The organism is Sinomonas cellulolyticus (genome assembly GCF_014656475.1).
GTDB classification, from domain to species: Bacteria; Actinomycetota; Actinomycetes; order Actinomycetales; family Micrococcaceae; genus Sinomonas; species Sinomonas cellulolyticus.
This window is the reverse complement of record NZ_BNCM01000006.1, coordinates 1-21,674: the sequence shown is the minus strand read 5'-3', so window position 1 is coordinate 21,674 and position 21,674 is coordinate 1. Positions and strand designations below refer to the sequence as shown.

Here is a 21,674-nt window from a genome sequence, read left to right as displayed (position 1 = left end):
CATCCGAGCGCCCCGACGACACCTGTACACCCGCGCGGCGGCCGATCCGCCGGCGCAGTGGCCCCACTCACCGGTGCGGGCCAGCACACTCGATGAGGAGAGACGCTGATCATGAGCGGCAACATTGACACGGTCGACGCCGCCGTCGACGAGGCGGCCCCGCCGATCCTGGCCAGTCGCGAAGAGGCCCTGGCGGCCGTGGAGAGGCTGCGCGAGGGCATCGCCGCGCGGGCCGAGCAAACCGAACGCGACCGCATGGTCCCCGAGGAGACGATACGGGAGCTGACCGACGCCGGCCTGTTCGGCATAGTCACCCCGCGCCTCTGGGGCGGATCGGAGCTCGGCTTCGCGACGCTCCTCGAGGTGCAGACGGCAATCGCGAGCGCGTGCGCCTCGACCGGCTGGGTCTACGGCGTGCTCGCCGGACACACCTGGCTCGTCGCCCTGTTCTCGGAGGAGGCGCAGGCCGAGGTGTTTGCCGACGCGCGGGCTCGCATCGCGTCGCTCATCCGATTCGGTGGCCAGCCGCCGGAGCGCGTCGAGGGCGGCTTCCGCTGGCGCGGCGGCAGCGGACGCTTCTGCAGCGGCATCGACCACTCGCAGTGGGTCCTGCTCGGCGGCACCGTCACCGAGGATGACGGAACAAGTGAGCAGTGGTACATGCTCGTCCCGGCCTCCGAGCTGGAGATCATCGACGACTGGCACTCGGTCGGCCTGAAGGGCACCGGCAGCAAGTCGATCGTCATCAAGGACGCCTTCATCCCGGAACATCGTGCCGTCCGCTTCGCCGACCTCGGCAGCGGCCGCGCGCCGGGCTCGGAGCTGCACCCCGGCGGACTGTACCGCCTGGCCTACGACTCCGTCTGGCCCCTCTCGCTTGTCGGCGCCGTCGTGGGCGCAGCCCGGGGTGCACTGGCGGAGTTCATCGCAGCAACGTCGCGACGTCTCGCTTCGCTCTCTTCACTCCAGCAGGCATCGAACGGTCCGGCGCTGGTGCGTCTGGCGAATGCCGCGGCACAGCTCGATGCGATGAGCAGCTTGCTGTTGAACGATGCCCGGGTCGCGGACAGCGCACCCGAGGGGACCGTATTCAGCCCGCTCGACCGGGCGCAGCGCAGCAGGAATCTGGCGTTCGCGGCGCAGCAGCTGCGCGCGGCGGTCAACGAGCTCTATGAGTCGGCCGGGGGCAGCGGCGTGTACCTTTCCGCACCGCTGCAGCGATGGTGGCGTGATGTCAACACTGCCGCATCACACGTGGCGTTCACCTGGGACCTTGCATCGGTTGCCTACGGGCGCGCCGTGACAGGGGTCAACGCCGTGGCAGGCACCGGGACGGGACCCGCCGTCCGTGCCTGAGGGACAACATCTTCCTGCCTTCAACGCCGCGCAGGTGAGCGACCGGGGAGAGAACGGGGAGCCGCTCGATCATCGTGCAGCTTCCCCCGAGGCTCCGGTCGGCCTCATCTGGGGCGTGCGGGCCAGCTTCGTCACGTACATCCGCTCGCTCTCCGACGGGTCCATCGACCTGACGGAAGGCGCTGTCATGAGCCCGGAAGGGCTCATCCGCTTTCGATTCCTCGGCACGTACGAGGGCAACGGCGGGCAATGGCTGTGCTTCGGCGGTGGGGCCAGGTTCCTCGGACATGGCGGACTGCTGGAGGTGCCGCTGCGCAACCTCCGCGTACATGTTGTGGGCGATGGCGCCACGCTGTACACCGAGCAGTCTGACGGGTCCTTGTTCCCGCTCGGCGCCGTGGCACTGCCCGAGCCGAGCCTCACTGAAGGCACTCTCGTCTGGGATGCGGCGCCCGTCGCGCTTGACGAGGCCGGTGCCCGGTTCTTCGGGTCGCACTACCGACCCGGTACAGGAATGGATCCGCTATGGCTGAGACTTCCAATCGGGCGCTGATCCGGTAGCCGGAAGGGGCGAGCTGCGATGCTCGCCGCACCGATCCCGGATCCGCCCCCGCACCGCAGCGTCTCGAGACCCTTGACGTCCGTGTGACCCACGTTATACCGTCGCATCAATCCAGAATGCCGATTCTAGAACGAACGTAGGCAGTCTGGCCATCAATAACACCGCAGTCCCAGAACCAATCGCTCCGAGACGCCGCATTAGCGTATGGCTGTAGCGCGGCCGCGAAGAGGCGGCACTGAGCACGCCGCGTCGAACGAGCGGGCTTGTGCAGAGAGGCACCCATGAAGGTCACTGAATTGATTGCCGGTTCAAAGATGAGCCGGTTCCAAATCCTCGCCGTCGTCACCGCCATCGTGCTGACGGTCCTCGAGGGTTACGACGCGGCCATGATGGCCTTCGTCGCCCCCTACGTCACCAAGGAGTTCACTTCCTCGGCCAGCATGATCGGCGTGGTGCTCTCGGGCGCTCTCATCGGCATGGTCGTCGGCTCGGTCATCGTCGCACCCATTGCCGACAAGGTCGGCCGGCGGCGCATCGCGATCGTGGGGACCGTCATCGTCGCCGTCGGGATGCTCGCCTCGCCTTTCGCGACCGATATGGCAGGCATGATGTGGGCGCGGATCGTGACCGGCCTCGGTGTCGGTGCACTCATCTCAGTCGTCGGCGTCATCGCCGCCGAGTACTCGAACCGGCGCGTATACCCAGTGGTCATGGCGGTCTACTCCGCCGCCATCAACATCGGAGCCGTGCTGGGCGCCGTCATCATCGGACCGCTCCTGCCGGTCCAGGGCTGGCGGTTCGCGTTCTGGGTCGGCGTCGCGCTGTCCGTCATCGCCATCGTGCTCGCCGTCGCGCTCTTCCCCGAGTCGATCGCCTGGCTCGCCGCGCGGCGGAAGCCCGGCTCGCTCGAGCGCCTCAACAGCACACTCGCCCGAATGGGCCACGATCCCCTGCCCGGGCTGCCCGAGAATCAGCTGCCGGCACGCGAGGGCAGCAGCGCCCTGCGCACCGTCTTCTCGAAGCAGCTGGTCGGCCAGACGCTGCTCATGATCATCGGCTACATTTCCTTCCTCCTCGTGTTCTACTTTGCCAACAGCTGGGCTCCGAACACCCTCGCCGCTGCGACGAAGAACCCGGCGCTCGCAGCTCCGACCACACTGTCGCTGGGCCTCGGCGGAATCATCGGGGCCTTGGTGTTCGGCTTCATCTCAACCCGTGTGAACCCGCGCATCCTCACCCCCGCTTTCCTCATCGTCGGCGCCGCCGGCCTCGCGCTGTTCGGCTTCATCGAGACCAACCTGCCGGCTTCGCTGATCGAGCTCTTCGCGGCCTCCTTCTTCTTCAGCGCCGGCGTGACGGGCTTCTACCAGATCATCCCCAAGCTGTACCCGACTCTGGCCAGGGCCACCGGCTATGGCATCGTCGCCGGAGCTGGCCGCGCCGGCGGCATCGCCTCGCCGATCCTCGCCGGCGCCGCGTTCGACGCCCACATGCCGGTGCCGACCGTGTTCGTGGTCTTCGCGCTGCCGCTGGTCGTCTCGGCACTGACCATCGTCGGCCTCAGCGCGCTGGAGTCCGCGCAGCGAAAGCGGATGACGGCGTCGGAGGGCGCCGGCGCGGCAAGCGAGCCACTCACTTCACCGACCAAGTGACACTTCCCTTCCGGGCGTCCTGTTCCAGGGCGCCCGGAAGGGAAGGTCTCCATTTCTAGAACCTAGATTCTAGAGACTTAGTTCTTGAAAGGAAATGCCATGACACTAGCGGTGGCAGCACTGTCCCACGCTCCGTCCTTCGGAAACGTCGACCCCGGTGGCGGCACCTTCGCCGAGATCGAGTCTGCAATCGACGAGGTCAGGGCCTTCGTGAAGGCCTACGATCCCGAGGTCGTCGTCGTCTTCGGCCCAGACCACTTCAATGGCCAGCTCTACTCGCTCATCACGCCGTGGGCGGTGGGCGCCCAAGCTGAGGGCGTCGGCGACTACAACACCACCGAGGGCCCACTCCCGGTGGACAGCGCCGCTGCCCGCGCCCTGCACGCCCACGTGCTCGAGCAGGGGATCGAGATCGGCCGCTCGGAGCGCATGAAGGTCGACCACGGTGTCGTCCAGCCGCTCGACTTCGTGTTCGGCAAGGACTTCGCCCAGCCGATCGTCCCGGTTTTCGTGAACTCGCTCGGCATGCCGCTGACCCCGATGCGCCGCGTCCGTGAGATGGGCGAGGCCTTCGGCAAGGCGGCTCAGGCGCTCGACAAGCGGGTGCTCTTCGTCGCCTCGGGGGGCATTTCGCACAACCCGCCGATCCCCCGATGGGAGGGGGCTCCCGGGACCATGCAGGAGCGTCTGATCGCGTACGCCCCCACCCGCCAGGAGCGACTGGAACGCGAGCGGAATATCGTCAACGGGATTCAGGCGATCGCCGACGGCCATGCCCCGAGCGATCCCCTGAACGAGGAGTGGGACCAGCTGCTCCTGGACACGTTCCGCTCTGGGGACCTGAGCCAAGTGGACGGCTGGGCGAACGACTGGTTCTTGGCCGAGGGTGGATCGGCCGCGCATGAGATGCGGAGCTGGATCGCAGCCTATGCCGCGCTCTCCACCGCCGGGACGTACCAGGTCGCCGTCGACCACTACTGGCCGGTGAAGACCTGGGGCGCCGGCTTCGGCATCCAGGCCGCGATCACGGTGGCTCCATGAGCGCCCCGGCCTACGCCCCCGTCCCAGACCGGGCCCCTGAGCCGGTCACCTTCTGGGAGGCCGTGGCGGATCTTCCCCACCGGCTGGAATACGTCCAGGTCGGAGCGTGGCGCACCCGTGTGCTGCACGTCGGCCACGGCGAGCAGACGATCGTGCTGCTCAACGGCACGAGCGGACACATCGAGGCCTTCACGCAGAACATCCGCGCCCTCGCAGCCCACTACCACGTCATCGGCTACGACTACCCCGGGCACGGCTTCACGACCCTGAGCGACCACGATCTCGAGATCCCCGAGTACGAGGCACACCTGCTGGCACTGCTCGACGCCCTCGGCCTCGACCAGGTCCACCTCATCGGAGAATCCCTCGGCGGCTGGATCGCGATCAAGTTCGCCGCCCATCATCCCGAGCGCCTGCGCACCATCGTCCTGAGCGCTCCCGGTGGCCGGGTCGTGGGCGAGCAGCGGGTCGACCGGGCCCAGTCGGTGAGCGCACAGGCAGTCGCCGACCCCAGCTACGACAACGTCAGGAAGCGACTCCAGGTCGTCATCCACGACCCGGAGAAGATCACCGACGAGCTGGTGAAGGTCCGCCAGGCCATCTACTCGCAGCCGGGGTTCGAGGAATCCATGCGCCACATCTCCGTGCTGCGCCAACCCGAAACGCGCTGGCGCAACCGTGTCACCGTCGAGGACTACGCGGCGATTCCGGTGCCGGCGCTGCTGGTCTGGACGGACCACGAGCCGACGGGCGGCCCGGAGGTCGGCGAGCAGCTGGCGGCGGCCATCCCCGATGGCGAGTACCTGCTCGTGACCGACGCCGCCCACTGGCCGCAGTGGGAGGGCTCCGATGCCTTCAACGAGCACACGCTCGACTTCCTGAGGAGGAAAGGGTGACGAGCACAGCGAGCGAGCAGACCATCGAGGAGATCGCCGACGAGATCTACCTCGCCCGCCGCGGGACGTACACGATCGACCACGTCAGCCCCCGCCTGCCCGACCACGACCTCGAGTCCGCCTACCGTATCTCCGAGATCGTCGCCGCCCGTCGCGAGGCCGAACTCGGCGTGAAGCGCGCAGGCCGCAAGGTCGGGCTCACCAACCCGCTCGTCCAGCAGCGCGTCGGCGTCTTCGAGCCGGACTACGGGATCATCCACGACGACATGGTGTTCCCCTCGGGCGCCAGACTGGCCCAGTCGCGCTTCAACTTCCTGCGCATCGAGGCCGAAGTCGCATTCGCCTTGAAGGAGGACATCCTCGACCCCCGGCTCGAGGCCATCAGGGAATCGATCGACTACATCACCCCGGCGTTCGAGATCGTCGACTTCCGCTTCCCCGGCAACGTCGGCGCGATCGTGGACACCATCGCCGACAACGCCGGGTGCGGGGGGCTGGTGCTCGGCGAGGAGCGACACGCCTACGGTGAGGTCGACCTGACCGCTGCGGAGATGGTCATCACCACCGCCGAGGGCCTCGAGATCACCCGCGGGATCGGCAGCAACGTGCTCGGCGATCCGATCAACGCGGTCAAGTGGCTCGCCGAGACCGCACTGCGGATCGGCCAGCCTCTGCGCGCCGGCGAGCTGCTGCTCTCCGGCTCGATCGGCTACATCGAGCCGTGGCCAGCCGACGTCGAGTGCATCGCCACCATCACAGGACTGGGCCGCGTGACCGCGACCCTCGACTCGAACAGCTAAGGACACACCGATGACAGAGAGAACATACGGCGTCGACATCGAGACCCGAATCGAGATCGAGCAACTCATCTCCGAACTGCTCTACCGCCTCGACCACAACCAGGCCGACACCACCTGGGAGCTCTACGCCGAGGACGCCGTCACCGAAGGACCGCTGGGCACCATGAACGGCCGCGAGGCGATCAGGGCCTGGGGAGCAAAGCGTGCCCAGCAGACCGACGTCGTCGGACGGCACTTCATCGGCGGGATCCGTCTGGCCTGGGAGGACGGGATTCTCACCGGCACCGTCGCGTACCTGACCTTCCGCGATGCCGCCGAGGACGTGCTCAAGCCCGCGAGCGTCGGCGAGTTCCGCGAGCAGTACCGCAAGGTCGACGGCGGGTGGTGCTTCGCGCGTCGCGAGATCGTCCCGGTCTTCGGAGGCGCGAACGCGGCAGCGCACGCGAAGCGCCTCGCCGACGCCTCAAACGCGGGGCCACGGTGAAGCAGGCTGGCCTGACATCGGGGCCGCACCCCCCTGCGCTGCTGCATCAGGCGCTCGCCTCGCAGGCCGTCGCCGAATTCGTGCTGGCGTCCGGCTACAACGGCGTGATCGTGGACCTGCAGCACGGCGAGATCGGACTCGACGACGCGTGCCGAATGCTTCGCGCGATTCCCCGCGAGCAGAGCGAGTACGCCTACGCCCGGGTCGGCGCCATCGAGGCCGCGACGATCCTAAGGCTCCTGGACTCCGGTGCACGCGGCATCATCGCACCCACGGTGGAGACGGCGGAACAAGCTTCCCGGCTGGTCGCCGCCACGAAATACCCACCACTGGGCAGCCGCAGCCTCGGCCCCTCCCGCCCCGCCCTCTACCCGGGACACGACTACACAGCAGCCGGCAACCGCGCCGTCTCGGCGGTGGTCCAGATCGAGACACGCGCAGGACTCGAGAATGCCGACGCGATCTTCGCGGTCGAGGGAATCGACTCGGTGTACATCGGGCCAGCGGACCTCGCCGTGAGCTACGGACTTCCCGGCCGCGGCGACTGGGCCGACGGTCCGGTGCGCGACGCCATCATCGAACTGTCCGCGAAGGCGCGCCTCGCCGGCCTCACCCTCGGAATCTACTGCGCCTCCGCGGAGTATGCGAGGGAACTCCTCGACGACGGGCTGGTCGACTACGTCGGCCTCGGCATCGACCTCGTATTTCTGAACACCATGGCACGGTCTGCCATCAAGGCGCTAAGGAGCGAACAATGGGCTACGACACCGACGTCGTGATCATCGGGGCGGGCCCTGTCGGCCTGACTCTGGCCAACCTGCTCGGGCTGCGTGGGATCGACGTCGTCGTGCTCGAGGCGGGCCGCGAATTGATCGACTACCCGCGAGCGGTGGGCATCGACGACGAGGCCATGCGGGTCATGCAGGGCATCGGCCTGGTCGAGAAGGTGCTGCCGCACACGGTGCCCGACCAGCAGATCCGCATGGTCAATGGACGGGGAAAGGTCATCGGTGTCATCGACCCGACAACCCGGGTCTTCGGCTGGCCGAGACGGAACGGCTTCGTCCAGCCTCTCGTCGACCGGGTGCTGCTCGACGGCCTGGACCGCTTCGCCAACGTCCGGGTCCAGTTCGAGACCCGGATGACGGAGGTGAGGCAGGACGGCGCAGGCGTGACCGTGCAGTACTCCACGCCCGGCGGCCAGGAGAGCGCGGTGCGCGCGAAATGGGTGGTGGCGGCCGACGGCGGGAGCTCAGGCACGCGAAAAGCGCTCGGCATCACCTTCGAGGGAGAGACCCGCAAGACCCCGGGCCTGGTCATCGACGTCGCGAACGACCCGATCGGGACGCCCCACGCCGTCTTCGGTGGCGACCCGAAGCGCGGGTGGGCCACGCTCTCGCTCCCGCACGGCATCCGCCGCTGGGAGTTCAATGTCCTCCCGGGCGAGGAAGACCGTGCGGAAACGGATGCCTTCGTCCACGAGATGCTCGCCGAACACGTCTCCGATCCGAGCTCTCTGGACATCATTCGGCGAAGGGTCTACACCTTCAACGCCCGGATCGCGGGAACCTTCCGGAAGGGTCGAGTGCTGCTGGCCGGTGACGCCGCCCACGTCATGCCCGTCGTCGCCGGCCAGGGCTGGAACTCCGGCATCCGGGACGCGGTCAATCTCGGATGGAAGCTCGCCGCCGTGGTCGACGGCCGTGCGGAGGCCACACTTCTGGACACCTACGACCAGGAGCGCCGGGACCATGTCGCGGCCATGATCGGCCTGTCCCTGAACATGTCCCGGCTGATGACGAACCAGAGCCGCCTGGCCTCGGCCGCGCGCGACCTCAGCGCCGCAGTGATCTCCAAGCTGCCGAAGCTCAAGGCAAAGGTCTCGTCGCAGGGCTTCAAGCCGATGCCGCAGTACGAACGCGGCGTCGTCGTGCCCTCGTCGCTCCCGCACTCGAAATCGGTGCCGGTCACCGCCGACTCTCCCCTCTCGGTCGGCACACTGTTCCCACAGCCGGTGGTGCGCACTGCGGACGGTGCCGAGAAGCTGCTCGACGACGCGACCGGTACCGACTGGCGCGTCATCGTGTGGAACAACGACCCGGCCGCGCTCATCTCCTGCTCCACCGCCGAGCTGCTGCCTGTCCTCGGCGCCACGCTCGTGCACGTCGTGCCCGCTGCGCAGCTCCCTTGGGCGACTTCGCACGCGGCCGCCGGTGTCACCGTCGTCGGTGACCCTGCAGGGGAGGTGAAGCGCTGGTTCGATGTTCGGCCGTTCTCCGCGCTTGTGGTCAGACCCGATCATGTGATTGCAGCCGAATGTCTGGCTCAAGAGCTCGACGAGACCCTGCAGAAGGTCCTCGCCGCAGCCCGCGTCATTCGGCCGGCAGCAGCCGACCTCGCCCGAGGGCCAGAGGCGACCAGTCTCGCTGGCCTAGCCGGCGAGGCCCCCGAAGCTGCACCCGTCGGCTGAGGCTTCAGGCCCTGCTGGCCCTCAAGATCGTGACCGGTTGGAGGCAACCAGCAATCGGCTCCGCCGCGCCGATCAGCCGAATGAGTTCTTTCGCGCGCAGCTACGGTTCGCCCTGCAGATCCGGGACACGCTGGAGCCGGACGCATCGCACGGCGGCCCCTCGTAACCAGCCGTGAGCGAACGACCGCTGGCCAGCCGCCGTTGCCACTCATCTTGCCCGTTGCGCTCGCCGCTGAGTGGCGGCGGCGGCCAAGGGTGGTGGCGTGACGCTATTCACATCAACGCAGTGCGGGAACTGGGTTAAATGAGGTCATTCGCACGCGAGAATGCGATAGTGAAGACAAATATTGCTCCTGTTGCGCTTGCCGCCATCCTCGCCCTAACCGGATGCAGCGGTACGACCGCAAACAGCACTGCCGCCACTGCCAGCCCCCAGCCCTCACAAGAAGCGCCGAAGCCTCCCGTTTTGAGCGGTTCTTGGAAGCAGGAAGATTTCGCCAATAAGACGTCCTATCAGCAGGCCACTATCACCGGTGACAAGATGACGATCGAGTGGGTCTCCGACGGCGGCAACACGACCTCGACCTATTGGGTCGGCACGTACAAGGCGCCGACGGACGCCAGAGAACCCAACGCGTGGACCTCGACGCGCGATGTCGAAGCGACCCGTTCCGCGCTTCTCGCCTCCTCCGATGCCACGAAGGATTTCACGTACGAGGGTGGGGCCATTAGCTACAAGGTCTCCGCCCTGGGAACAACTACGACGGTCAAGCTGAAGAAGAGCTAGAACCACGGCAGGGGAACCCCGGTGAGCCAAGGCCTGCCGGGGTTTCTGCCCTGTACCGGCTGGACCCCTCACACGTGGGTCACGAGGTGGTCCGGCGCCGCCTTCCTCACTCCGTCTGCACGCTCCACCGCGAACCCGTTCCGCACCCAGTATTCGTACCCGCCGATCATCTCGCGGACGTCGAAGCCCTTGAGCAGCAGCCGTTGGGCGGTGTGGGTGGCACCGTTGCAGCCGGGGCCCCACCCATAGACGACGAGGGTTCGGCCGGACGGCAGACCCGCAATGCGATCGTCGAAATCATCGTTGGGCAGGTGCAGGGCGCCGGCAACGTGGCCCTGGTCCCACGATGATCGCCTGCGGGTGTCGATGATGAGAGCGGTACCGTCGGCCTGCGCCTCGGCGGCCGCGACGACGTCGATCTCATAGGCCAGCTTCGCCTCCACGAACGCCAGCAGGTCGCTCCGTGAGACCACCGCTACTCCGCCGCCACCGGCCGGCCGGAGGTCCCCATCAGTGCCGCAAGCTTGGGGAGCTGGTTCGGGTCCTCGAGGGCGGATCCTACCGCGACGACCTTCGCGCCGGCGGCGAGGAAATCGGCCGCATTCCCGGCGTGCATTCCACCGGTAGTGACGAACTTCGCCGCGGGGAAGGGGCCCTTCATCGCCTTGATCCACTCGGTGCCCAGCACGGAGGCGGGGAAGGCCTTGAGCCAAGTCAGGCCTTCCTTGAGCGCGATCTGGACTTCGCTCGGCGTCGCCACGCCGGGCAGCGGCAGGAGCCCGGCCTCCGCGGAGGCACGGACAACCTCGACGTCGAACCCCGGACTCACGGTGAAGTGGGCGCCGGCGTCGATCGCCTGCTGCACATGCTCTGCCGTGACGACGGTGCCCGCACCCACGACCTTGCCCTTCTCGCGCCCAGCCGCGGCGACGACGCGCAGGGCCTCGACGTCGTCGGGGGTCTGGATGGGCAGCTCGACCACGTCGATGCCCAGGTCCCAGGCAGTGGTCGAGACAGCGAGGCTCCTCTCCACCCCGATGCCGCGGAGGATCGCCATGAGCGGCGCCCCGCCGAAGATGCTGCTGAACTCAGAGTTGTCGATCATCGCCAAGGGTCGGTCCTTTCAATCGGTGGACTGCGTGAGCGCTGCCGCGGCGGCAGCGGGAGGATCTGCGACGAAGTCGCTCATCGAGAGCAGGACCAGCCGCGCCCGTTCATGCCCGGCGCGGAGCCGACCGGAGGCGCCCGCGCCGTTCAGGTCGGCTGCAAGGTACCCCGCGGCGAACGCGTCGCCGGCGCCGACCGCCTCCAGGACCTCGGTCGGGATCGCCGGCTCGAACACGGTCCCGTCCCTGCCCAGCTCGGTGGCCCCGACGTCGCCGTCCTTGACCACGACCCTGCCGGGCCCCGGCAGGAGGGCCCGCACGTCCTCCGGCGTCGTGCAGCCCCACAGGGCCTGCGCCTCATCGAGGCCCACGAAGACGACGTCGGCCCGGTCGGCCAGCTCGCGCAGCACGGGTGCGGCCTCGCCGTCGGGCCAGAGGGAAGGCCGGTAGTTGACGTCGAAGCTCAGCCTCGCCCTGCTGGCAGCCACGCGCTCGATCGCGGCGTCGACCAGCGCCGCGCAGGTCGCGGACAGCGCCGGGGTAATGCCCGAGAGGTGCACCACCTCCGCATCCTCGAGCGGGACACCCGCAAGGGTGTCAGGGCTCATCCGGGACGCCGCCGACCCCCGCCGGTAGTACAGGACGCCGTGGCCGGGGTCCTTGAAGTACACCCCGGTGGGCGCCCCCGGGTCAGAGGTGACCCAGCGCGTGTCGACGCCACGCTCCTCAATGGACCGGACGATCCGGCGTCCCAAGACGTCGTCGCCGACGGCGCTGACCCAGGCCGAATGCACCCCCAAATAAGCGGTGTGGCAGGCGACGTTGGACTCGGCGCCGCCCGGGTGGAGGCGCACGTCGTCGGCCGTCGCGAGGGACTCCGCATGGGCGGGAGTCACCATCATCATCGTTTCCCCGACGGTGATCAGGCGTGGGTTCGAGGTGTACAGCATGACTCCCTATTCTCCGATCTGCTCGCGCCTGAGGCCGCGTCCCGGCGCGCCGTCAACGAGCGCGCCGCGCGCGAGCACGGGCTGGCCGGCCACGAGGACGTCGTCGATGCCCACCGCTTCGCCGAGCGGCTCCTCATAGGTGGCGGCGTCCGCGACCGTCTGGGGGTCGACGACGATGAGGTCGGCGACCCAGCCCGGCGCCACTCTCCCCCGGCGGCCCAGAGCGAATCGCGCAGCGGGCGCCCCCGACAGGTGACCGGCCGCCTCGGGCCAGGACCACGTCGGTGTCTCCCGCACGAACTCGCGCAGGTAGCGCGCGAAGGTCCCGCGGGCCCGGGGATGTGGATGGGCGCCGACGAAGATGCCGTCGGAGCCGCCGATGTGGCCGGGGCTGGAGAAGATGGCCGCGAGCTCGGAGGTCGGCCGCTCGTGCCGCACGGCCATGATGGCGTTGACCTCCAGGCGGGAGGCGGCCAGCACGTCCAGGGCGAAGTCGATGGGATCGCAGCCGTTCCGGGCGGCGGCAGCCTCGAGGGTGAGGCCGTGCGCCCAGGCGAACTCGGGGGCGGCGATGTGTGCCAGCGTGATCATCGAGGGCCACTCGGGCCCAAGGCTCGCGTTGCGCTCCACGCGAGGGAACCACTCGCGGCGCAGGAGGTCCCGCTGGGCAGGGTCGCTGATGATCTCGACGACGGCCTCCGCGGGCAGCAGCGAGAGGTCCGGCGGCAGCAGCGGCATGGCCAGCAGCGTGCAGCCGCGCGTGTAGGGGTAGGCATCGAAGGTGGCGTCCACGCCGGCGCGCGCGAGCGCCTCGAGCTGCGCGGCGACGATGTGCGCCTGGGCGTGGAAGTGCGAGATGTGGACCCGGGCGCCGGAGGCCTCCGCGATGCGGGCGATCTCCTCGATCCCCGCGGCGGAGTTGGCCTCGTACCCACCCCGCATGTGCGTGACGTAGACGCCGCCGGCCTCGGCCACCGGCGCGCACAGCGCCGCGATCTCGTCCGTGGTGGCGAAGATCCCGGGGGCGTAGTCGAGCCCGGTGGAAAGCCCGACCGCGCCGTCGCGCATGCCGTCCTCGACGAGGGCGGCCATGGCGGCGCGCTGCTGCTCGTCGGCAGGGGCCGTCGAGCGCCCGCAGACCTCCCAGCGCACCGTCCCGGCAGGGACGAGGTAGGCGGAGTTCAGCCGCGACCGGCCGTCCGCCCCGGCGAGGTAGGCGGCCACGCCGCCGCCTGCGTAGCGCGGGTGCGGGCCGTTGATGGCGGCGAAGTAGTCGCTCGCGTAGGCGCCGTCCCCCGGGGCATAGGAGACCCCGTCCTGCCCGGCGATCACGGTGGTCACCCCCTGCCTGAGCAGGGCCCGCTGCACCGCCTCGTCCTCGAGTAGGCCGTCGGCGTGCGAGTGGGCATCGATGAATCCGGGCAGCACGTACCGCCCCGCGCAGTCGAGGACCTCGTCGCCGGGTTCGGGGGCGATCTCACCGATCGCGGTGATCAGCTCGCGTTCGACGGCGATATCGGCCTTCCGCATCCCCGTGCTGTCGACGAGGGTGCCGCCGCGCAGGAGCAACCGCATTCGTGCGCCCTTTCAGTGGAGAGATGGATCAGAAGAAGGTCTGGACGAGGTCGACGACGCGGTCGTCGACCTGCGAGGCCACGACGGGCAGGTAGCGCCACTTGTCGAACGTCGTGCAGGGGTGGGAGAGCCCCAGCGCGACGACCGAGCCGAGCGGCACGTCGTCGCCCGCCAGCCCCAGATAGCTGTGCTGGTCGTTCATGGCGAGGATGGAGGCGTCCGTGAGGGGCGCCCACTCGCCGTCCAGGTCGGCCGCAACGGCGCGGGGCACCGGGAGCCCTTCGTCGAACGGGAAGTCCCGCTTCCCGCCGTCGAGCAGCGCCAGGCCGCGCTCGGGGTGGGACACCACGCGGGCGACGCCGCGCATCGCCGAGCGCAGTCGGCTTTCCGTTGTCGGGGTCGCGGCTCGGGCGCTCCCTTCGTCGAACGGGGAGATCCGGCGGTAGAACCCGTCGTCGTGCGTGATGTAGGCGCCGCTGCGCAGCGTCCACCGCGTGCGCGAATCGCCAGTGCGCGAGTCGTCGGCCATCGCGGCGCCGTACACGTCAGCGACCACGTCGGGGTAGGCGCTTCCGCCCGCGGTGACGTAGAGGTCGCCCTCGCTGTCGTACAGATCACCCAGTGCCTGGTGCAGTTCGACCTGCCGCTCCACATAGGCGCGCACGGCCTTGAGGGATTCGTCCGACCGGTCGTGGGCGAGGGCGCCCTCGTAGCCGGAGACCCCTGCGAGGCGGAGGACGTCGGAAGCGGCAGCCCGCCGCGCGACGTCGTGCGCCTCGGCGAGCGTCCGCGCCCCGGTGCGCCCACCGGGGGCGCCCAGCTCGACGCACACGTCCACCGGGCGGGGCGTGTCGGCGCGGCGGAGCCCCCGCTCCATGGCCTCGAGCGTCGCGATCGAGTCGGCCCAGCAGACGAAGCGGAGCTCCGGGTCCGCCAGCTCGCCGGCGAGGTAGGCCAGCGAGCGCTCGTCGACCACGGAATTGGCGAGCATGATCGAGGCCAGGCCGAAGCTGCGCGCGGTGCGGACCTGGCCCATGGTCGCGAGGGTGATGCCGAGGCTCCCGGCGTCGAGCTGCCGCTGCCACAGCGAGGGCGCCATGGTGGTCTTGCCGTGCGGCATCAGCTCCAGCCTGCGGCCCGCGCACCACTGGGCCATCACGTCGACGTTGTGCCTGAGCAGCTCGTCGTGGAGGACGACGATCGGGGTCCAGAACTCCGAGAGCCGCGGCCCGCTGGCGAGGAACTCGGCCACACTCATCCCGACGGCGCGCGCCGGGATTCCCTTGTCGCGTGCGGAGAGGCGGGTATCGCCCAGCTCCCCCAGTCGCAGCTGGCCTGGCATGTCTTCCCTTCTAGTCTCAGGCGGTGCTCAGCGGCCCTCGGGCACTGCGGCGACCACGTCGATCTCGACGAGGATGTTCGCCAGCTGCGAGCCGACCGTGGTGCGGACCGGGTAGGGCTCGGAGAAGAACTCCTGGTAGGCCTCGTTGAAGGCGGCGAAGTCGGCCAGGTCGGCGAGGTGCACGGTGGTCTTGACGCAGTCGTCCAGCGTGAGGCCGCGCTCGGCGAGGATCGCCTGGATGTTGCGCAGCACCTGGCGGGTCTGCTCGGCGACCGAGTCCGCGACGGCACCGGTGGTCGGGTCCTGCGGACCGAAACCGGCGGTGTAGACGAATCCGTTTGCCTCGATCGCCTGGCTGTAGGGGCCGGCTGGCTGCGGAGCGTTCGTGGTGCGGAAGGCGGTCTTGGTCGTGACGGTCATAAGGTGTTCCTCTTCTCTGGTGAAGTCTCAGTAGTTGGGTCTAGTGGCTGGAGGGCTCGGTTGCGGTTGCCTCGGCTGCAGAGTCGTACAGCCGTCCTGCGTCCTCGGTGTCCGGCCGGAAGGAGGCGTAGGCGGTGGCGATGACGCCGATGAGGGCGATCACCGCAACGTAGATGATCACGGGCCACACGCTGCCGAAGGCGGCGGAGAGGGCGGTCGCGATGAGCGGGGCGAAGCCGCCGCCGATGGTGTTCGAGATCTGGTAGCCGATGTTGACCCCGGTGGTGCGGGCCTCGACGTCGAACATCTCGACCAGCATCGTCTGGAGGGTTCCCTGCATGGCCACGCCGGGGATCACGAAGCCGACGATCATGCCGAGCCAGATCAGGATCGCGGTCTGGGTGCTGAAGAGCGCGAAGGTCGGGTAGACGAGCAGGGCGAAAGCGATGCAGGCTCCGATGTAGACCTTGCGGCGGCCGATCTTGTCCGAGAGGCTCCCCCACATCGGCGCGACGAAGATCTGCAGGACGCCGACGATCATGGTGCCGATGAAGCCCACCTGAGCCTGGGTGCCCTTGGAGACCATGTAGGCGAGGCCGAACGTCAGCACGATGTACCCGGCGATGCTCTGCGGAAGGCCGATCAGGATGCCGAGGATGGCGTTCTTCGGGTGGCGGAAGGCCTCGCGGAGCGGGGACTTCCGCTTGGCGCCAGCAGACTCGCGGTTCGCCGACAGCTCCTTGAACTCCTGGGATTCCTCCAGCTTGGACCGCAGCACGATCGCCACAATGGCCAGGACCAGTGCGAGGAGGAAGGGAACGCGCCAGCCCCACTCCATGAAGAACGACTTGGGCCCGGCACCGAAGGCCGCCATCAGGCCGGCCGAGGCGACGTTGGCGATGCCGGCGCCGCTGATCAGCAGCGCGCCGTAGAGTCCGCGCTTGCCGGCCGGGGCGTGCTCGACGACGAGCGCGGCCGCGCCGCCCATCTCGCCGCCGACGAAGAGGCCCTGCAGCATCCGGAAGAAGAGCAGGAGGATCGGTGCCGCGATCCCGATGGTGCTGGCCGAGGGGATCAGGCCGATCGCCGCCGTGGAGATGCCCATGCCGATGACGGTGATCATCAGGGTGGTCTTCCGGCCCATGCGGTCGCCGATGTGGCCGAAAACCAGGCCGCCGATCGGCCGGAGCAGGAAGCCGAACGCGAAGCTGGCGAACGAGGAGAGCGTTCCGACCACGGGGTTGTCGCCCGGGAAGAACACCGCGGGGAAGACTGTGGCCGAGGCCAGCCCGTAGAGGTAGTAGTCGAAGTACTCCATGAGCGTGCCGATCGCGCCGCCAGCGACCGTGCGGCGCTGCTTCGCTGAGATCGAGCGCCACCCCGATTGCGGTACCTGGTATGCCTGTGCCACGAGAGCCTCCTTGCCCCGATGTGTGCAGATGCGGTGAGTGCGGGCGATGACTCGTTCCGCCCTTCGGTGACGAAGCTAGCACCCTCTTGAACAGTCTGTCTACGGCTAATACAGTTTGTCTATGGCCGTCGCGGCGCGTAGGACTGACCCATGAGCGAGGTAGACATGACCCTGACTTCCGCCCAGCCGGCGGCGGACCACCCGCTCGCCCGCATGGGAACGTATGAGTCCGTGGACGAGATCCTCGCCGTGTTCCGCCCGGCCATGCACGCGATGGCGGCCGCCGTCGGCCCCACGTGCGAGGTGGTGCTCCACGACCTCTCGGCGCCCGATGTGGACCTGGGCCACACGATCGCCGCGATCGAGAACGGGCACGTGACCGGGCGCGAGGTGGGCGGCCCGTCGTCGAGCCTCGGCGCGGGCGTGCTCCACAACCAGGGCGCAGACCACAACGCGTTCGGCTACCGCGGCTTCACGGCCGACGGGCGCGAGCTGCGGTGCTCCTCCGTGTACTTCCGCAACTCGGCCGGGCGGATCATCGCCGCCCTCTGCATCAACTTCGACGTCAGCACGATCCAGCGCCTGCAGTCCCTCCTCCAGGGCCTGCTACCGGCGGCCGCGTCCGACTCCCCCGAGCAGCCGAACGAGTTCTTCGGCCGCGACCTCGTGGCCGTGATGGACGCGATGGTCACCGAGGCCATCCGCGAGGTCGGCAAGCCCGTGGACCAGATGAGCCGCGACGACCGCATCGCCATCCTGACCAAGCTCGACCAGCAGGGCGTGCTGCAGATGCGGAAGGGGATCGACCGGATTGCGGCACGGCTCGGGATCTCGCGGGTGACCGCGTATTCGTACCTGGATGAGGCGCGGAACCACGGCGCGGACGCGTGACGGCGCCGCAGCCGCCGTGCACCGAGGCCCTGCGCCCGGTAGCACCGCAGCTCGAAGTCCACGAACGGGCCGTGAACAGGGGCCCCAGCGCGGCGTCACAGCCGTCGCTGGGCCTGCCCCTCCTCGGCCACACGCGTGATGACCGCCAGAAGGGGCCTCTACGCATTGGCGGCCATGTGGTCGGCGTTTGCCTCGGTCACGCTGTTGCCGAGCCGCGCGATCCCCGCGACGGCGATGAACACCCAGAGGATCCCAAACTCGTCCATAATCCGGATCAGGATTGAACCCAGACTTAGCCGGCGCACCGCCACGCACCCCCGAAGCCTGTCCCGCAGGCGCGCCATGCACCGCTCCGCCGGGTAGACGTAGAGGGGAAACGAGCTGGTCTGGAGCATCGCGCGGCGGTGCTTACGACCCCGCGCGAGCACAGGCTACACAACGGCAAGAGTCCAACGCCAACGCCATACACCGAAACAGCGAAGCACACCAACGCGCCAAGACCGGAGCGTCTCTACACCGTCCACTCCCACGGCAGACCACATGCCGCCATCGGAATCATCGAGCTAGCCACTACCGCCCGCACGACCTAATGCAGTTAGTTCACGCTTGCACTCGCCCGAGCGAGTGTCGAGACCTACGATGAACCAGGGTGGAACTGTTCGCATCGTTCCTGAAGGACTTTACATCAGTGGCCCCGAGCGAACGGTTAAAGATGAATTCACGCTACGAGGAGCAGGCACAGGCATTGGTACTAAACCTGACTACCACGATTCCAGACGTCACCTTCGACAGGCTAGTTCGAATGAGCCAAGGATTGTATCCGGCCGACGTCCTCCGCGCCGCCCGCTCCGCCCACGTTGACATAGCCATGACCAAACCCGATGACTGCGCGACCGACACCAAACCTCACCCGTCGCCCGCTACTTCAGAATGGTTCTTTACCGATGAGACGGCAAGCACCCTCGCGGAGCACCTCCCGGGAAGAGCCCTTTGCTTAGGAACACCCTCCGTAGCGTCGATTAAGGCCCGCGCAGGCGACCCGGTCACCCTCATCGACGTCAGCCCTTGGGCAAGAGAACGCTTCGGACTGTCGGAACCACACGCGGACGTGCGACTCGGCACTAGAGTCGAATCTGTCGAGCTAGACGCGCAGTACGATTCAGCGATACTAGATCCTCCGTGGTATTTCCCAGCACTGACTAACTGGCTGCGCCTAGCCTCTAGCGCGGTAAAGACCGGTGGGACGATTCTTATCCCGCTGTTAGGAGCGCTCACACGGCCATCTGCAGAGGCAGACCGAGCCCTAATCACCGCGACCGCCTCCAAAATAGGAAAATGGACGGTGCGTCCGAATTGTGTGGCGTACGAAACCCCCAGATTCGAACGACTAGCCCTAGAACGATCAGGCGTAGTCCTAACCTCTCCGTGGCGATATTCCGATCTGCTCATAATATCGAACGCCAATCGAGCCAACGCCCCAGAACGCACTCCATCCCTCAATGAAGAATGGATCGACTTCAGGATAGGCAACTCAATTATAGCTGTACGCGGCGGGCAACACGGCAGCACTAACACAGACGCTGGCGATCTGACGCTGTCAGGCTTCGGACCAGAGGAGTCCTTCCAGCTCGACACTGTCAGTCGGCGCGATCAACGCGTAAAGCGCGCAAACGTCTGGACCTCCGAGAACACCGCCGCCGTCTGCTCAGATGCCGCCGCCTTGAAACAGCTGCTAAGCCGCGATCCACGCTCGCTGAACCGCATAGACCGAGACGTCTTCGAGCGTGTCGTCTCTCAACTGGAGCTATCGAATTGATCGTTCTACGCTTTTCAAACTATGACTTCGATACCATCGGCGAGCACCAGCAGGTCATCAGCGATAAAGGCTACGCATATTGGGGCTGGTGGAAGAAGCAGCATGAACCATGGCCCGGTAGTCAAATCAACCGATTGGCCACCTCCTGTTCTCAGGATTCTCCAGCTCGAATCGGCCTCGTCGAGCGGCAGGCGGAAAGGTTCTATGTCGCCGAATGCGAAGAAGTCACCTGCGAAGCTGCCGATCCTATACCAACTCCTATACCAACCCCGGACCCCGAAAGGACCCCGCAATATTACCGGGATCGACCATGGCCGATGTGGCTGAAGTTTCGCTCAATTAACGAGGTTGAACCTGCAAAGTGGTCGCGCGAGTTCGGACCAGTCCCTCAAGGCGACGAAACATTCTTCTACAACGATCACACGCACGGCGTTGATGTCATGGAGGTGGATGTGCCCGGGAATCGTTCGGGCATTCTTCACATCTCCGACCTCCACTTCGGGGACGATTTCGCCTTCACGAATGACCCGGGGATCAGGAAGAGGAATGACCTCCTAGAGTGCATTGTGGAGTCGCTCGAGGAACCCCCGCTGGCTGTCGTCGTGTCGGGGGACCTGACGACGCGCGGCGATGATGGGGGTATGCGTAGCGCGCGTCTCTTTATTGAGCGCCTCGCCGAAAGGCTCAAGGTCCCTAGAGCCTGCGTTATTATTGCTCCCGGCAACCACGATATCTTGATCGACGATCCCGACAGGCACCTAGATTTCAGTAACGAACAGTGCTATAGAGACATGGTTCGCCTGTTCTATGATCGTCACACAGGCTTGGAACGCGTACATGTTATCCGCGGCGATTCGCAGCGCCTTGTGTTCGGCGTTCTAAACTCGTCTCGCCCGCGTACCCGAGCGAACATGGACTATGGCTACGTGGGACGCGACAGAAGTGAGCCAGTTATGCGCGAAATGAGCGAGAAGACAAGAGCCAATGATTGCCCAGGATTCCTTGTTCTCCATCATCACGTCCAGCCGGCACCTGTTCTGGAATTCTTGGAAGATGATCGTCCAGTGAGCTTGACCTTAGATTCGGGAGAAATCATCTCGTTCGCCCAGAAGTATGGTGTAAGGGCTATCCTTCACGGCCATCAACACCTTCCTTTTGTAGGAACCACATCGCGTCTGGCAGAGATAAGCGAGGACGGACCGACGCCGTCGCCCGGGAACCGCACTGATGTTCTTATTCTGGGAGCAGGTTCCGCGGGCGCTCGCGCGGATCGCCTCGGCGGAGAGATGCCGGAAAATTCATTCGCGCACTACCTCCCACAAGACGATGGTCGACTACGAGTCCGTGTATTTCGGTACACGCCGGTCATCAAGCCAAAGCTGCTTTGGGACTTCTGTGCTTGATCGCCGTAGCACAGGAAGAGTCCTCCGAAACTTCGGGTGGATGGCCATGTGGCACGCCGGGTGGTAATCGCGGCGTCGATCCGGGTCACGGCTTGCGCGGTGGGTCTCAACCGTCAGCACCGCCTCGTGGTCCGAGTCGAGGCCCATCCTCGTCGCCGTCGAGGCCAAGCACGCTGCTCCTTCCCGACACAGACGTGCATCATGGGCGCCGGTTCAGGCGGCCGGGCCCTGAAAGCCGCTGCCGTGCCGCAGCAGCAGGTTCGAGAGCCTGCATCAGGTCCGTGCGGCAGTCGTCTCGCGCATGCGGCAAGGTCGCGTGCGGGCTCCTCCCGACTGTGGGGTCGTCCGAGCGCAGCAGCCTGGCCAGTTGGATCGCATGCCGGGCACCGGTCTTCACCCTGTGCACCAGAACGTCGCTGGAGCTTCCACGGGCGGCGACATCGCACTTGCCCTCTGCGAGGTCAAGGCTATCGAAGGCCGAACCCCTGAGGCTGGCCTCGGGCTGGTATCGAGCCCACAAGCGATCGGGCCCGACTGCCCGGCGAGCCAAGCCGTAATCGCATCCTCCTCCCAGGGGCGAGTCTGGCCTGCGCCAGCTAACCAGCCACCCGTCGCCGCTTGGTCCAATCGTTAATCTCCTATAGCGGGTCTTCCACTTTGGGCGTGGTGGCGGTGTTCAGCATGCTGTCTGGGCTGCCGTGTACAAGAGTAG

Annotated in this window: 20 protein-coding genes; 13 read left to right on the top strand and 7 right to left on the bottom strand. The window is 67.2% G+C overall.

Annotated elements, in window-relative coordinates; genetic code table 11:
* Nucleotides 1–111 precede the first annotated feature (111 nt).
* The 10 genes from IE231_RS08985 to IE231_RS08940 all read left to right on the top strand — a co-directional run bounded on the left by IE231_RS08985 (nucleotide 112) and on the right by IE231_RS08940 (nucleotide 10,048).
* Nucleotides 112–1,356 (top strand): acyl-CoA dehydrogenase family protein, encoded by a 1,245-nt coding sequence (locus tag IE231_RS08985; RefSeq protein WP_189693624.1) that lies wholly within the window; start codon nucleotides 112–114, stop codon nucleotides 1,354–1,356.
* Nucleotides 1,349–1,909: an HtaA domain-containing protein gene (locus IE231_RS08980; RefSeq protein WP_189693623.1), complete on the top strand. Its 561-nt coding sequence runs from the start codon at nucleotides 1,349–1,351 to the stop codon at nucleotides 1,907–1,909. Before IE231_RS08985 ends, IE231_RS08980 begins: the two co-directional genes overlap by 8 nt.
* Nucleotides 1,910–2,199: 290 nt before the next feature.
* Nucleotides 2,200–3,570 carry an MFS transporter gene (locus IE231_RS08975; RefSeq protein ID WP_189693622.1) on the top strand — a complete coding sequence of 457 codons (1,371 nt, stop codon included), beginning with the start codon at nucleotides 2,200–2,202 and terminating at the stop codon, nucleotides 3,568–3,570.
* Nucleotides 3,571–3,669: 99 nt separating this feature from the next.
* Complete coding sequence (locus IE231_RS08970; protein ID WP_189693621.1) at nucleotides 3,670–4,611, top strand: 3-carboxyethylcatechol 2,3-dioxygenase; 942 nt, start codon at nucleotides 3,670–3,672, stop codon at nucleotides 4,609–4,611.
* Nucleotides 4,608–5,507, top strand: a complete 900-nt coding sequence (locus IE231_RS08965; RefSeq protein WP_189693620.1) for an alpha/beta fold hydrolase — start codon at nucleotides 4,608–4,610, stop codon at nucleotides 5,505–5,507. The genes IE231_RS08970 and IE231_RS08965 overlap by 4 nt, the downstream gene beginning before the upstream one ends.
* Nucleotides 5,504–6,307, top strand: coding sequence for a 2-keto-4-pentenoate hydratase (locus IE231_RS08960; RefSeq protein WP_189693619.1), 804 nt, complete (start codon nucleotides 5,504–5,506; stop codon nucleotides 6,305–6,307). The genes IE231_RS08965 and IE231_RS08960 overlap by 4 nt, the downstream gene beginning before the upstream one ends.
* Before the next feature lie 10 nt (nucleotides 6,308–6,317).
* Nucleotides 6,318–6,791: a nuclear transport factor 2 family protein gene (locus IE231_RS08955; protein ID WP_189693618.1), complete on the top strand. Its 474-nt coding sequence runs from the start codon at nucleotides 6,318–6,320 to the stop codon at nucleotides 6,789–6,791.
* A complete protein-coding gene (locus IE231_RS08950) occupies nucleotides 6,788–7,570 on the top strand; it encodes an HpcH/HpaI aldolase family protein (RefSeq protein WP_189693617.1) in 783 nt (260 codons plus the stop codon). The genes IE231_RS08955 and IE231_RS08950 overlap by 4 nt, the downstream gene beginning before the upstream one ends.
* Nucleotides 7,546–9,261, top strand: a complete 1,716-nt coding sequence (gene mhpA, locus IE231_RS08945) for a bifunctional 3-(3-hydroxy-phenyl)propionate/3-hydroxycinnamic acid hydroxylase MhpA (protein ID WP_189693616.1) — start codon at nucleotides 7,546–7,548, stop codon at nucleotides 9,259–9,261. The genes IE231_RS08950 and mhpA overlap by 25 nt, the downstream gene beginning before the upstream one ends.
* Before the next feature lie 334 nt (nucleotides 9,262–9,595).
* The gene (locus IE231_RS08940) at nucleotides 9,596–10,048 is read left to right on the top strand and encodes a hypothetical protein (RefSeq protein WP_229866606.1); all 453 of its coding nucleotides are present in this window, start codon (nucleotides 9,596–9,598) and stop codon (nucleotides 10,046–10,048) included.
* Nucleotides 10,049–10,116: 68 nt separating this feature from the next.
* On the opposite strand, the gene IE231_RS08935 is transcribed toward IE231_RS08940, so the two are convergent.
* From IE231_RS08935 to IE231_RS08905, 7 genes are read right to left on the bottom strand one after another with little or no spacing between them, the layout of a single operon-like run.
* On the bottom strand, nucleotides 10,117–10,521 hold the full coding sequence (locus tag IE231_RS08935) for a rhodanese-like domain-containing protein (RefSeq protein WP_229866605.1): 405 nt from the start codon (nucleotides 10,519–10,521) through the stop codon (nucleotides 10,117–10,119).
* A gap of 2 nt (nucleotides 10,522–10,523) precedes the next feature.
* Nucleotides 10,524–11,153, bottom strand: a complete 630-nt coding sequence (locus IE231_RS08930) for a bifunctional 4-hydroxy-2-oxoglutarate aldolase/2-dehydro-3-deoxy-phosphogluconate aldolase (RefSeq protein ID WP_189693614.1) — start codon at nucleotides 11,151–11,153, stop codon at nucleotides 10,524–10,526.
* A gap of 18 nt (nucleotides 11,154–11,171) precedes the next feature.
* Nucleotides 11,172–12,104, bottom strand: a complete 933-nt coding sequence (locus IE231_RS08925) for a sugar kinase (protein WP_189693613.1) — start codon at nucleotides 12,102–12,104, stop codon at nucleotides 11,172–11,174.
* A 6-nt stretch (nucleotides 12,105–12,110) separates the two neighbouring features.
* On the bottom strand, nucleotides 12,111–13,679 hold the full coding sequence (locus tag IE231_RS08920) for an N-acyl-D-amino-acid deacylase family protein (protein ID WP_189693612.1): 1,569 nt from the start codon (nucleotides 13,677–13,679) through the stop codon (nucleotides 12,111–12,113).
* Nucleotides 13,680–13,707: 28 nt separating this feature from the next.
* On the bottom strand, nucleotides 13,708–15,021 hold the full coding sequence (locus IE231_RS08915) for a type III PLP-dependent enzyme domain-containing protein (protein ID WP_189693611.1): 1,314 nt from the start codon (nucleotides 15,019–15,021) through the stop codon (nucleotides 13,708–13,710).
* Nucleotides 15,022–15,048: 27 nt separating this feature from the next.
* Nucleotides 15,049–15,441, bottom strand: coding sequence for a RidA family protein (locus IE231_RS08910; RefSeq protein ID WP_189693610.1), 393 nt, complete (start codon nucleotides 15,439–15,441; stop codon nucleotides 15,049–15,051).
* Between the two features lie 40 nt (nucleotides 15,442–15,481).
* Nucleotides 15,482–16,852, bottom strand: coding sequence for an MFS transporter (locus IE231_RS08905; protein ID WP_229866604.1), 1,371 nt, complete (start codon nucleotides 16,850–16,852; stop codon nucleotides 15,482–15,484).
* A gap of 150 nt (nucleotides 16,853–17,002) precedes the next feature.
* On the opposite strand from IE231_RS08905, the gene IE231_RS08900 reads away from it, so the two are divergent.
* The 3 genes from IE231_RS08900 to IE231_RS08890 all read left to right on the top strand — a co-directional run bounded on the left by IE231_RS08900 (nucleotide 17,003) and on the right by IE231_RS08890 (nucleotide 20,962).
* Nucleotides 17,003–17,743 (top strand): helix-turn-helix transcriptional regulator, encoded by a 741-nt coding sequence (locus IE231_RS08900; protein ID WP_189693609.1) that lies wholly within the window; start codon nucleotides 17,003–17,005, stop codon nucleotides 17,741–17,743.
* Nucleotides 17,744–18,392: 649 nt separating this feature from the next.
* Complete coding sequence (locus tag IE231_RS08895; RefSeq protein ID WP_189693608.1) at nucleotides 18,393–19,559, top strand: hypothetical protein; 1,167 nt, start codon at nucleotides 18,393–18,395, stop codon at nucleotides 19,557–19,559.
* Nucleotides 19,556–20,962 (top strand): metallophosphoesterase family protein, encoded by a 1,407-nt coding sequence (locus IE231_RS08890; protein ID WP_189693607.1) that lies wholly within the window; start codon nucleotides 19,556–19,558, stop codon nucleotides 20,960–20,962. The genes IE231_RS08895 and IE231_RS08890 overlap by 4 nt, the downstream gene beginning before the upstream one ends.
* Nucleotides 20,963–21,674: the final 712 nt, after the last annotated feature.